Genomic DNA, 12,073 nt, shown 5'->3' with positions numbered 1-12,073 from the left:
TGTCCATGCCGCAGATCACCGTCGACTATGCGCACCCGGTCGAGGACTCCTTCGACCTGGACGGTTTCGGGCGGGCGCTGCACGAGGCGACCGTCGAGATCGCCGCGGCGAAGCCGGAGGCGTGCAAGACGCTGTTCCGGTACAGCGACTCCTGCGTGTTCGGGTACGCGGACCCCGAGGCGAACGGGCACGCCATCGTGTACGTGACCATCGGGCTCCTCGCCGGGCGCAGCGACGAGACGAAGGCGAAGCTGACGGAGGCCGTGCTGGAACTCGTCCGCAGGCATGTGACGCCGGAGGACGGCGTCACGCTGCATGCCTCCGCCGAGGTGCGCGACCTGGATCCGTCCTACCGGAAGTTCGAAGGGTAGGACGGCTAGGACGCCAGGGACATGAGCCGGCCGACCAGGTCCGTGAACGGACCGTCGGTCGGCTCTTCCTTGAGCATGTCGCGCATCACGGCCGCCATCTCCTCGTCGTGGGCGGCGCTCACCGCCGCCAGCGCGGCGAAGTCATGGACGAGCTGGACCTCCAGCTCGGCGCGCGGGATGCGACGGCCGTCCAGCCAGATCAGGGCCGTCGACTCGGCGAGCGAGACCCAGGACCGGACGACCAGTTCCAGGCGCGCGGGCGGATCGGTGATGCGCAGATGCGAAAGGATCTGTTCGTACGCGGCCTGGCGTACGGAGTCGATGAGCGCGTTCGTGGCCGACGAGCCGACCGCGGGGCCGCCGCGCATCAGGGCCGAGAAGCCCGGACCGTGCTCGTCCACGAAGTCGAAGTACCGGCGCATCACGCGCAGCAGCCGACGGCCCAGCGGGCCCTCCTGCGGTTCGACGAACCGGCCGGCCAAATCCTCCGCGGCACGCTTCAACGCGGCCTCGTACAGGCTGAGTTTGCCGGGGAAGTAGTGGTAGACCAGCGGGCGTGAGATACCCGCCGCCGAGGCTATCTCGTCGATCGAGACCTCGTCGGGCGAGCGGCGGCTGAACAGTTCGAGGGCGACGCCGATCAACTGCTGCCGCCGCTCCTCCACTCCCATTCTGCGGCGAACCCCGGTAGTCATGCGAACACCTTACCGATCGGATCCGGACCGTAACGGGCCGGACCGGTCGTTGCGTTCGCATGGAACCGTCACATGTCCAGCACGAGACGCTCACCTCGCGCACGTGAGACACAGATGAGCATCGAGTCGGCCCGCTCCGTGTCCGTGAGCAGCTCGTCCCGGTGCTCCACCTCGCCCTCCAGCACACGCTGTTGGCAGGTCCCGCAGAAGCCCTGCTCGCAGGAGTACGCCGTGTCGGGCAGTTCCTCGCGTACGGCGGCCAGCACGGTGGAGTCGGCGGGGACGGTCACCGTCCGCCCGCTGCGCCGGAGTTCGAGCTCGAATGCCGTGTTGCCGTCGGTGGAGGTGCGCGGCGCGAACCGCTCCAGGTGCAGCGTGGCGCCCGCCGGGAGCCGCTCCTCGACCGCCGCCAACAGTCCCTCGGGTCCGCAGCAGTACACGGCGGCTCCCTCGGTCACGTCCGTGAACAGCGCGTCCAGGTCGGGCCGCCCCTCCTCGTCCTCGGCGACCACGGTCAGCCGGTCGCCCGCCAGCTTCTCGACCTCCTCCAGGAACGGCATCGCGGCCCGCGACCGTCCGCCGTACAGCAGCCGCCACTCGGCGTTCTCCGGCAGGGCCCGCAGCATCGGCAGGACCGGGGTGATCCCGATGCCGCCGGCGACGAAGACGTACGAGGGCGCCTCGACGAGCGGGAAGCGGTTCCGCGGCCCGCGCACCTCCAGCTCCATGCCCTCGGCAAGCTGTTCGTGGACCTCGCGCGAGCCGCCCCGCCCGTCCGGGACCAGCCGGGTGGCGACGGTGTACGAGGAGGTGTCCTCAGGGTCTCCGCACAGCGAGTACTGCCGTACCAGCCCGGACGGCAGCACCAGGTCGAGATGGGCGCCCGGCTCCCAGCGCGGCAGCTCCCGTCCCTCCAGGCGCAGCCGTACGACCCCTTCGGCCACCGTCTCGTGCGAGGCCAGCAGCAGCCGCAGGGCCCGCGACCGCGGCCGGCCGGAGACCGGCGGGTCGAGGGCGGGCAGCGGCCACAGCGGGGAGTCCTGGACCCGGCGCCGCAGGGCCCGTCTGGCCAGCAGCGCGGCGCCCGCGAGGACGACGACGGTCCGCAGCTTCGGCATCAGGACGTCCCCTTCTCGGCGGCCAGTGCCGCGGGGGAGGAGGCCAGATAGGCGACGGCCTGTGCGGTGGAGCCCTCCTGCGAGGGGTGGTAGGTCCGGCTGAGGTAGCGGGGGATGGACTTCAGCATGTCGCCGGTCGTGGGCAGGGTGCCGCGCCGACCGCTCACATAGAAGTCCTTGAAGGAGGCCTTGCCGTCGAGCAGTGTGGGGTCGTTCTCCATGAAGAAGCGGGCCCCGCGCTGCCACAGGAACACCAGCGCGGTGAAGGCCGTCGCCCAGGTGCGCGCCCGGCGCCGGTGGCTTCCGTCGACGTGCATGAACAGGTCGAAGGCGACGGAGCGGTGTTCGACCTCCTCGGCGCCGTGCCAGCGCAGCAGGTCCAGCATGGTCGGATCGGCCTGGCGCCGGTCCAGTTCGTCGGCGTTCAGGACCCAGTCGCCGAGGAATGCCGTGTAGTGCTCGATGGCCGCGATGAGCGCCACGCGTTCCAGCAGCCACCACTTGCGGGCCCGGCCCGGTGATGGGGGTACCACCCACGCGTTCAGCAGTGGGGGAGTGCGGTCGCCGAGCAGTTTCTCGAAGAACCAGTCGACCTGTGCGGTGTAGGGCGTCGGGTCGAGGCCGAGTTCCTTCAGGTGCGGCAACACCTCGTCGTGGGCCTGGGAGTGCATGGCCTCCTGGCCGATGAACCCGATGACGTCCTCGCGGAGCCGGTCGTCCCGGATGAGCGGCAGCACCTGCTTGTAGACGTGCACGAACCACCGCTCACCGGCGGGCAGCAGCAGGTGCAGCACATTCATGGTGTGCGCGGCGAACGGGTCCCCGGGCACCCAGTGCAGCGGGGTGCCCTCCCAGGAGAAGGACACCTTGCGGGCCTTGAGCGGTATCCGCTCGGACTCCACCGGCCGGGCCTGCGTGTTAGACATGGCGTCAATGTACTGGCGAGTAAGTCCCGGGGAAACCCTTGTGCGGGTACTTGTTGACGCCAGTGTCAGTAAACGGTGGCTAGCGCAGTCCGTGCAGCGTGGTCCCGTCGTCGAGGGTGCCCGACAGCTGTGCCTGGGTGCCCTGCTTCGCCGGTACGGCCAGTGTGCTGCCGCTGGCGGCGGCGGTGACCCCGCCGGTCGTGCGGATCGACGCGGTGTCCTTGCCGCCTGCGGCCAGCAGGTACCACGTCCCCGCGTCGGACTTCCACAACACCCCGGCCAGCACATGCGGATCACGCGCACCGCACGCCGTCACGTCCGTCGCCTTGGCCGCCACCGCCCCGTAGCGCCCGCCCGGTGTGTGGAACTGGGCCAGCGCCGCCGTCCCGTCGCCCCGCCAGGTCTCCGCGCGGGTGCACACCCAGCCGGCCGTCCCGCTGTTCTCGGGCAGTGTCTGGTCGGCGAACGCCCAGGCGTTGACGCTCCTGATCCCCGCCGCGCGCTCGGCGGACAGCGAGCAGGCGAACGGCGCCCAGGTGCGCAGCGCCTCCGCCCCGTTCGCCTCGTGCGGCTTGCCGGGCCGGCCCGTGGTGAGGTGGGCGGGGACCAGTTCGCCGAGGTCGGTGGTGAGCCGGGTGCCGGAGGCGTCGGTCAGCTGCAGCACGTTCCACGACATGCACGCGCCGGGCTGCATGACAGGGCTGGCCAGCGGGCCGGTGACACCGTCGGTCAGGCCGAGGTCCATCGCGCCCGCGCCGGGCTTGGTCAGGTCCCGCTCGGCGGCCGCCTTCACCCAAGGAGCCGTCAGATAGCGGACGTTGCCGTCGGAGCGGCCCAGCACCAGCGCGCTCGCCCCGACGCCGGTGGCGCCGTCGGCGCGGGCGAGGTCGAGGGCCGCGCCCTGTGTGCCGTCCTTCGGCTCGGCGTAGCGGGCGATGCGCAGGCCGTCGTAGAGGATCACCACGCGGGCGTTGTCGACGTCGCCCGCGTACAGCAGCTGGGGCGGTCCGGCCGGGCCGCCGGTCTGGGTGCCGGGGGTTGCCGAGACGCGGACCGTCTCCCCGGGGCGGGCCCAGACGGCGAGGGCGCGGCGCAGCAGGGCGGTGTCGCCGGTGAGGGGGCCGCGCGCGGGCCAGACGGAGAAGTCGGCGCGTGCCGAGGTCTTCCAGGCGGTGGGCGCGATCCTGGTCAGCTTGGCCGGGGTCGAGGGCGGCCTCGGCCGCCGGGTTCTGCGCGTACGCGGGGGCGGCGGCGCCGTCGGGGCCCCAGCCGCCGCCCGGCAGGACGACCAGGGCGCCGCACACCGCGAGGGCGGCCGCGGCGGCGAGCGCGGCCTTGGTGTGCTGTCTGCGCCGCATCAGGTCGGTGGGCCGGGCCTGCAGCGAGCAGGGGTCGAACTCGGGGGAGGCGAGCAGCGCGTGCTGCGCGGGGACGTCGTCGGCCTCCAGCAGCGCCTCGTCCGGGTCCTCGGCCCCGGCGGCCACCAGCAACTGCCGTACGTCGCCGTCGGCGAGCCGCTCCAGACCGCGCAGCACATACGCGGCACGGGCCGGGCCGGACAGGGTCGCGAGGCGCTGGTCCAGGGCGAGTTCGTCGGCGCCGCCCGAGCGCGGGAACAGGCGCAGGCCCCAGACCTGGGGGAGCAGCGGGGGCAGCTGCCACATTCCGCGGCCCCGGGTCCGGGTGGCCTTCAGGGCCGAACGCACCACTTGGAGGCGGACGAAGGCGTAGCCGGGGTCCGTGTCGGAGCCCGTCGACTGGGCCGGGATCGCGGCGGCCGAGGTGCGGCCACGGGGCAGCGCGCGCTGGGTGAGGGCGTGCGCGGTCAGGACGCGGCGGCCTCGGCCGAGGCCCGGCGGCAGCACCAGATAGGCGAGCCGGACCAGGCGCGGGTAGTGCTCGACGAGCGCGGCCTCGGCCTGCTCGACGTCGACGACCGGGCCGGGGCCTTTGGCGGAGTGGGGTGCGTGACGCGGGGCTACATCCTGTGACTGCACGTCCTTCAGAACGAGTGAGCCGTTGGTTGGTCACCCGCCGTGCAGGGGGCTCAGTCGTCCGGCTCGACCAGTGCCCGCGCGTAGTTGGCCATCGACCGCTGGTAGCGCGGCAGATGGGGCGCGAGGGCGCCGAGGACGAGGGACAGCCCCTCGCGGTCGCGGCCGAGGCTGGACAGGCACAGGGCGAGACAGGCGCGTACCGCGTCGTCCAACTCATCCGACGGGGCGCCCAGTTCGGGCGTGAGCAGCTTGACGCCCTCCTCCGCCCGCCCGATGTTCCTGAGCGAGCTGGACAGCTGGATCTTCGCCCGGCGGCCCCTGTAGCCGCTCAGCCCGCGGGCGAGCGCCTCGCGGTACAGCGGTACCGCCTTGTCCGAGTGACCGGTCGAGTCCCAGGCGCAGGCTCGCTCGAACGGGCCCAGCGGGCTGTCCTCGGGCAGTTCGGCGACGAGCGCGTCGATCACGGCCCGGAAGTCGGCCCCCGCAGCGGAGCTGCTGACGGATGCGGTCTCCTCCGCGTAGTCGTCGAAGCCGGCCCAGGCGGCGGTCACGCGATCTTCCCAGTCTCGGTTCACCGGCACACCCTTGCACGGGTGTGCCCACGGCGGCACTCGATTTGAGTGCATCGCCCCCGGCGCCCGTATCGAAGGGCGGAGCCCCTCGCAAAGGCTCTCTGCGGCATGCTTACGCCCCTCAGGACCGGAGGAACAGATGAGGCTGACCCGACCGATGCTCGCCGTGACGGGCGCCGCGGCCGCGCTGCTGCTGGCGGGGTGCGGCTCAGGCGGCGGAAAGAGCGCCGCGGACGCCGTGCCGACGACGGCCACCGGCAGCCTGGAGAGCCTGGCCGCCGAGGTGAAGTGCAAGCCGGACATGCAGACGGACGCCGACGAGATCCGCCAGGCCATCTGCAAGAACACCGACGGCAAGTTCGTCCTCGCCACCTTCGCCACCGACCGCGGCCAGCGTGAGTGGATCAACGACGCCAAGGACTACGGCGGTTACTACCTCGTGGGCCGCAAGTGGGTGGCCGTCGGCGACGACGGGGTGGTCAAGGCGCTGCGTGGCACGCTCGGCGGTGAGGTGGAGATCGGCACCGACCACAGCTCCCACGGTGCGCACGGCGGCTGACGGCCCGCGCGCGGGGCGCGCACAACGGCGAAGGCCGGCGGCGGGAGGACCCGCCACCGGCCTTCTTCGGTGGGCCACCGAGGTGGCCCACCTCAGGAGATCATCCGCACCGCTGACCGTTGTTGATGCAGTTGGCGATCTTGTTCGCCAGGTTGTTCTTCGTGACGCTGATGAAGTCGTCGTGGTCGGTGGCCGGCTTGTGGAGCTGCTCCGGGAAGCCGTCGACCGCGTAGGCGTTCTTCACCTGGCCGTTCTCGACGGTCGGCGGGGTGATGTTGTACACGAGGCGCATCGTCAGCTGCGGGATCGCCTTGAAGCCGTTGCCGCAGACGCCGCTGGCCGGGTCGGCGAAGGCCACGTGCGTACGGTGGTTGGCGCTGTCGATGTTCTGGCCGTCCCAGCAGCTCTGGAAGGCGAACGTACGGACCACCTTGCTGCCCTGCGGGCAGATCGGGTACTGCTCCGTCAGCTGGACCTTGTTCTCGAAGCCGGTGCAGCTCCAGTGCGCGTTGGCGTTGGCCAGCCCGTTGGTGGTGGTCTTGGCGTCACCGGTGATGATGCGCAGGAACTGCGGCATCGCGACGACCTTGCTGGACGGGTTGCCGACGTACTTGATCTGCGCCTGGACCGGCGTCAGGATCTTGCCGACGTTGCCTTCCTTGCCGCCGCCGTCCGCGTTCTGGTCGAAGTCCTGCGTGCCGTCCTGGACACGGACCACGGGCCAGTAGTACGACGACAGGTCGTTCTGGTTCTGGCAGCTGGTGGGGGCCTGCAGGAAGGTGTTGTTGTCGGAGAACGCGTTGACCTTCTGGTTGCCGACGTAGTCGTGCAGATGGTGAGCGCCGTTGGCCACGCCGGGCGCCACGATCACGTTGTCGGTGTTGTGGTTCTTGTTCGCGTTGACACCGCACCGGGTGGTGAACGTACCGGTCGAGGCGTTGCCGCCGTTCTGAGGCTTGCCCTGGACGTTCGCCGCGACCTTCGTGATGTCCACGAAGTCGGCCGCGACCGGGCCGTTGCCGGCCTGTCCGCCGCCGGCCTGCGCCTGCCCGCCGTTCTGCTGCTGACCACCGGTGTTCGCCTGGCCACCCGTGTTCGCCTGACCGCCGGTCTGCGCCTGCCCGCCGTTCTGCTGCTGGCCCGTGTTGGCCTGGCCGCCGACGTTGGTCTGGTTGGCGGTCTGCGTCGTACAGGCGGCGAGCTGGGAGAGCGAGTTGTTGAACTGGCCGCCCACCCGCTGGATGTCGATCCTGATCCGGTCGATCGTGGCGGTCCGCTTCGACTTCAGCGGGCTGACGATCGCGTTCTGCACGAAGCTCGCGTCGTTCGTCTGCGCCTGACGCGTGGAAGCGAGCCGGGCGTAGGCCTCGGTGATCTGCTTGTCGAGGTTCGCCAGCTCCGCGGCCACACCGTTGCGGGCCGCGTTCGGTACGTTCGTCAGCTTCTGGCCGACGTCCGGGCAGGAGATCGTCGCGACCTGCGCGGCCGCGGCCTTGGTCTGGTTCTGCGCATAGTTGTTCGACTCGTGCGCGGATGCGTAAAAGTTCGCCCAGATCAGCCCGCCCCCACCGAGCGCTAGGGCCGCCGATGCGGCAATGGCCTTGGTGGCCAGCGGCGTACGGCGTTTGCGTGTGTTGCGTCCCATGGAACTCCTCTGACTTCCTTAACGGGGCAGCATCGAGGCGCCCGACAGGAGTGAAGCTGCTCCCATCCATACGGACGGTGCCCCGGGCGTGTTCAGCCGCCTCACAAATTCATCAGAGGACTGGCCGTCGATCCTGCCTCAACGGCCCCTTGAACAGCAGGAGTTACGGGAAAGTAGTGGAGAACTCGCGCAACGTCAGCGGTCCCGGTCCAGATAGGCCAGCACGGCCAGGACGCGCCGATTGTCGTCGTCCGACACCTCCAGTCCCAGTTTGGCGAAGATGTTGGAGGTGTGTTTGGCGATCGCCCGTTCCGTGACGACCAGTTGCGCCGCGATCGCCGCGTTCGACCGGCCCTGCGCCATCAGCTCCAGGACCTCCCGCTCCCTGGGGGTGAGACGGCCGAGCGGATGGTCGTCGGCGGACCGCCGGGACAGCAACTGCTGGATCACCTGCGGATCCATGGCCGTACCGCCCGCCGCCACCCGCCGTACGGCGTCCACGAACTGCTCCGCGTCGAACACCCGGTCCTTCAGCAGATAGCCCACCCCGCCGCTGCCGTCGGCCAGCAGCTCGCGCGCGTACAGCTGCTCCACGTGCTGCGAGAGGACCAGCACCGGAAGTCCGGGCCGGTCCCGCCGCGCCTCGAGGGCGCACTGCAGGCCCTCGTCGGTGTGGGTGGGCGGCAGCCGTACGTCGACCACGGCCACGTCCGGCTCCAGATCGGCCAGCGCGCGGGCGAGCTCGGGGCCGGACTCCACGGCCGCCGCGATCTCGAAGTCGTAGGCCTCCAGCAGCCGGACGAGCCCGTCCCGGAGCAGGAACAGGTCTTCGGCTAGGACAACGCGCACGGAATCTCCATGGTCACCATGGTGGGACCGCCCGCGGGGCTGCCGACGGCCAGGACGCCGTCGAATGTACCCAGTCGCCGCTCGACTCCGGCGAGTCCGGAACCGGCTCCCGCCTCGGCACCGCCCTTGCCGTTGTCGGTGACCGTGATCCGCAGCATGCCGTCGCCGTGGTGGATGTCGACCCAGATCCGGTCGGCGCCGGAGTGCTTGACCGCATTGGTGAGCACCTCGCTGACCGCGAAGTACGCCGCCGACTCCACCGGCGCGTCCGCGCGACCGTCGAGCTCCACGGTCACCTCGGTGGGCAGCGGCAGCCGGAGCGCCAACGCCCGTACGGCGTCGCCCAGTCCGCGTTCGGCGAGGACCGGCGGATGGATGCCGCGGACCAGGTCGCGCAGCTCGGCGAGGGCGTCCACGGAGTTGCGGCGGGCCTGGGCCAGCAGCTCCTTCGCCTTGGCCGGGTCCTTGTCGAGGAGCATCTCGATCGTGCCGAGATCCATGCCCATGGCGACCAGCCGGGCCTGTGCCCCGTCGTGCAGATCCCGCTCGATACGGCGCAGTTCGGCGGCCGAGGTGTCCACGGCGTCGCGCCGGGTCTCGGTCAGCACCCGTACGCGTTCGGCGAGTTCGCCCTGATCGGCGCCGAGGACGGCCCGGGTGAGCCGGAAGTGGGCGACGAGCAGGCGCGGGGCGAGCCGGTAGGCGGCGACCAGGAGGACGGCGCCGGTGGCGGCCGCGCCGAGCGCGGTCGGCTGGTCGGTGACCGGCACGAAGCCGTACCAGTAGGTCTGGCCGTCCGCGAGCACCCGCCACAGCCCGGCCGCCACCGCGAACCCCTCGAAGGGGTAGAGGAGCAGGACGGCCGGGAGGAGCGCCGTGAGGTAGCCCGCCGTCATGTCCACCAGCAGCCACCGCAGGTCCCGCCTGACCTGCGGGTCGCGGAGCATCCCGAAGCACCGCGCCCAGAGGTTGGCGTCCGGGGGTATCGGCCGGTACGCCGACGGGATCCGCACCCCGCACCACTCGGCCGCGAGCCGCCGCCGTACGTCCGCGAAGTCCCGCACACCGCCCAGGACATAGGGGGTCGTGACGATGCCGATGCCGATCGGGATCGTCGCGATGGAGACGACGGCCAGCGTGAAGACGAGCACGGCGACGGGCAGCATCACCAGGGCCAGCACGAATCCCCGTACGGCGGCCAGCACCACTTCCCGGGTGCGCCCGCCGGCGCCGCCGCTCTTCGTGTCGGTGTTCATGGCGCAAGTCTCGCCGACCCCCGGGCGCGGGTCACTGGGCCCGGAGCCCGGTCAGGAGGTGGTGCCGGATACACCACGGACGGCCGCGAGAACCTTCGCCTCCACCTCCGGATCCAGCCCCTTGCTCGTCCGGTCCGGCCGCTGGGGTGCGACGCCGCCGATGTCCCGCAGCCATGCCCAGGTGTCGGCGACGGTCTCGGTGACCGGGCGGCACTCCAGCCCCGCCGCCCCGGCTCGCGAGACGTCCGCGGAGTGCAGGGCGTCGTACATGTCGCTGCCCTGCGGCACCCACACCGGCAGCTGCGTCCACGGCTCGATGCCCGCGCCGAGGACGACGTCCGGGGCGGTCCACACCGGTTCGGCGTCCGAGCCGGTGACCTGGACGCAGGCGTCGAGAAGTTCGCCCATGGTGGCGTGACCCTGCGGGCTCACCAGGTTGTACGGCCCGCTCAATCCCTGTTCCACCGCCCCGAGAACCCACTGGGCGAGGTCGCGGACGTCGACGTACTGCAGGCGCAGGTCCCGCGGTCCGGGCGCCAGGACGGGGCCGCCGCGGGCGATCCGGGTCAGCCACCAGGGCAGTCGGCCCACGTTCTCGTACGGGCCGAGGATCAGCCCGGCCCGCACCAGCAGCGAGCGGTCCGCGCCGAAGGCCTCGACGGCGGCCAGTTCGCCGCCCCGCTTGTCCCGCGGGTACTCGGTCTGCTCCGCGTCGGCCGCGGCGCCCTCGACCAGCGACGCGTCCTCGGTGTACCCGGCGGCCGGGGCCCACGCGTACACCGAGCAGCTCGACACATACACATACCGCCCGGCGCGGCCCCGCAGCAGCCGCGCCGTCTCCCGCACGGCTCGGGGCGCGGCCGACCAGGTGTCGACGACGGCGTCCCACTCCTCGCTCCCGGCGAGGGCCGCCAGTCCGTCGGGGGCGGTGCGGTCGCCGTGCAGCGACCGCGCCCCCGGCGAAGGAGCGTGCCGTCCCCGGTGGAAGACGGTCACCTCCCAGCCGCGCCCGAGGGCCGACTCGACGACGGCCCGCCCCACGAACTCCGTACCACCCAGCACCAGAAGTCTCATGCCCGAGATCGTGCCCGGCGGGGCCGCGGGACGGAACCGTACTCTGCCGAGAGCAGAGGAGGTCAGGGCAGAGGGGGGCCAGCGCGGAGGAAGTCAGCGCCCGGTCGGCGGTGTGTACTTGTAGCCGACGCGGCGGACCGTCTGGATCGCCTTGCGGTGCTCGGCGCCGAGCTTGCGGCGCAGCCTGGCGATGTGCACGTCGACCGTGCGGCCGTCGCCGATGTGGCCGTAGCCCCACACGGTGCTGACCAGCTGGTCGCGCGTGTGCACCCGGTGGGGGTGTGCCACCAGATGCGCGAGCAGTTCGAACTCCAGGTAGGTGAGGTCGAGCTCGCGCCCGTCGACCTGGGCGGTGCGCTGCACGGTGTCGATGCGCACGAGCGGCTCGTCGCCGTCGGACGCCGTGTCGGGCCGGTCCGGCACCGCGACCGGCGGCTGCTCGTCCGCCGGGACCAGCACCAGATAGCCGACCATCGCCGGCCGACCGGGCAGAGCGGGCAGGGTGTGCTGCGGCGCGGGCAGCCAGGTGGTGCCCGGCGGCAGGAGGTCCACGATCCGGGCCGCCTCGTCCCGGTCCACGGCACGCAGGCGGTGACGGGCGGGGGAGGCCAGGGTGGAGGCGGAGGAGAGAGAACGAGTGGTCGCCATGAGAGGTCAGCTCTTTCGCGCGAGGAGTCCGTCGGGAGGACGGCGGCCGCGATTCGTGGTCGGGCGCGCCGAGGGACGTACGTCGTTCCGCGCCGGCCGAAGACCGGGGTGTACGGCTTCAGAGGGCCGGCGCGTTCATCGCGCGGCAACACACCCGGTCGAAGTCGTGGTGCTGACGGGAGGGCCAGAAGGGCTCGAGGTCATGACGACCCGTCGCGCTGCACTTCTGGAAGTCGGCCATGCGCCCATTGAAGCAGACGCACGCCCACGACAGTCCGTGCGTGCCTCTGCCGGTTCTCCGTCTCGACCTTGACGGCCAGAACCTCGTCGGTGTCCGTGCCCCACCATGACATGCCCCACCGA

At 71.6% G+C, this 12,073-nt stretch carries 11 protein-coding genes and 1 pseudogene; 2 read left to right on the top strand and 10 right to left on the bottom strand.

Translation table 11 applies throughout. From position 1 onward, the window contains the following. The first annotated feature begins 5 nt into the window (after positions 1-5). Positions 6-371, top strand: coding sequence for a 5-carboxymethyl-2-hydroxymuconate Delta-isomerase (locus tag N8I87_RS11605; protein WP_263208029.1), 366 nt, complete (start codon positions 6-8; stop codon positions 369-371). A 5-nt stretch (positions 372-376) separates the two neighbouring features. Here the strand turns inward: N8I87_RS11605 and N8I87_RS11600 are convergent, their stop codons facing one another. The 5 genes and pseudogenes from N8I87_RS11600 to N8I87_RS11580 all read right to left on the bottom strand — a co-directional run bounded on the left by N8I87_RS11600 (position 377) and on the right by N8I87_RS11580 (position 5,733). Then, entirely contained in the window at positions 377-1,066 is a 690-nt protein-coding gene (locus N8I87_RS11600; protein WP_263208027.1) for a TetR/AcrR family transcriptional regulator, read from the bottom strand. Positions 1,067-1,134: 68 nt separating this feature from the next. Beyond that, positions 1,135-2,184, bottom strand: a complete 1,050-nt coding sequence (locus N8I87_RS11595) for a PDR/VanB family oxidoreductase (protein WP_263208024.1) — start codon at positions 2,182-2,184, stop codon at positions 1,135-1,137. After that, positions 2,184-3,110, bottom strand: coding sequence for a metal-dependent hydrolase (locus N8I87_RS11590; protein WP_263208021.1), 927 nt, complete (start codon positions 3,108-3,110; stop codon positions 2,184-2,186). Before N8I87_RS11590 ends, N8I87_RS11595 begins: the two co-directional genes overlap by 1 nt. Positions 3,111-3,189: 79 nt before the next feature. Next, positions 3,190-5,107, bottom strand: a pseudogene (locus N8I87_RS11585) (hypothetical protein). 50 nt (positions 5,108-5,157) lie between these two features. Further along, positions 5,158-5,733 carry a tetratricopeptide repeat protein gene (locus N8I87_RS11580; protein WP_263208020.1) on the bottom strand — a complete coding sequence of 192 codons (576 nt, stop codon included), beginning with the start codon at positions 5,731-5,733 and terminating at the stop codon, positions 5,158-5,160. 85 nt (positions 5,734-5,818) lie between these two features. Between N8I87_RS11580 and N8I87_RS11575 the strand changes: the two genes are divergently transcribed. Then, positions 5,819-6,238: a hypothetical protein gene (locus N8I87_RS11575; protein WP_263208018.1), complete on the top strand. Its 420-nt coding sequence runs from the start codon at positions 5,819-5,821 to the stop codon at positions 6,236-6,238. 100 nt (positions 6,239-6,338) lie between these two features. Here N8I87_RS11575 and N8I87_RS11570 read toward each other — a convergent pair whose 3' ends face one another. The 5 genes from N8I87_RS11570 to N8I87_RS11550 form a co-directional block, all read right to left on the bottom strand. Beyond that, complete coding sequence (locus N8I87_RS11570) at positions 6,339-7,883, bottom strand: DUF1996 domain-containing protein (RefSeq protein WP_263208016.1); 1,545 nt, start codon at positions 7,881-7,883, stop codon at positions 6,339-6,341. 195 nt (positions 7,884-8,078) lie between these two features. Continuing rightward, positions 8,079-8,732 carry a LuxR C-terminal-related transcriptional regulator gene (locus N8I87_RS11565; RefSeq protein ID WP_263208015.1) on the bottom strand — a complete coding sequence of 218 codons (654 nt, stop codon included), beginning with the start codon at positions 8,730-8,732 and terminating at the stop codon, positions 8,079-8,081. After that, the gene (locus N8I87_RS11560) at positions 8,717-9,988 is read right to left on the bottom strand and encodes a sensor histidine kinase (protein ID WP_263208013.1); all 1,272 of its coding nucleotides are present in this window, start codon (positions 9,986-9,988) and stop codon (positions 8,717-8,719) included. Before N8I87_RS11560 ends, N8I87_RS11565 begins: the two co-directional genes overlap by 16 nt. Positions 9,989-10,039: 51 nt before the next feature. After that, positions 10,040-11,062, bottom strand: a complete 1,023-nt coding sequence (locus N8I87_RS11555; protein WP_263208011.1) for an SDR family oxidoreductase — start codon at positions 11,060-11,062, stop codon at positions 10,040-10,042. A gap of 93 nt (positions 11,063-11,155) precedes the next feature. Then, positions 11,156-11,710, bottom strand: a complete 555-nt coding sequence (locus N8I87_RS11550) for a winged helix-turn-helix domain-containing protein (RefSeq protein ID WP_263208010.1) — start codon at positions 11,708-11,710, stop codon at positions 11,156-11,158. Between the last annotated feature and the right edge of the window lie 363 nt (positions 11,711-12,073).

The sequence above is a fragment of the Streptomyces sp. HUAS 15-9 genome, from assembly GCF_025642155.1.
In the GTDB taxonomy this organism is placed as follows: domain Bacteria; phylum Actinomycetota; class Actinomycetes; order Streptomycetales; family Streptomycetaceae; genus Streptomyces.
Note: the sequence above shows the minus strand (reverse complement) of the source record. Positions and strands in the feature narration are given on the sequence as shown.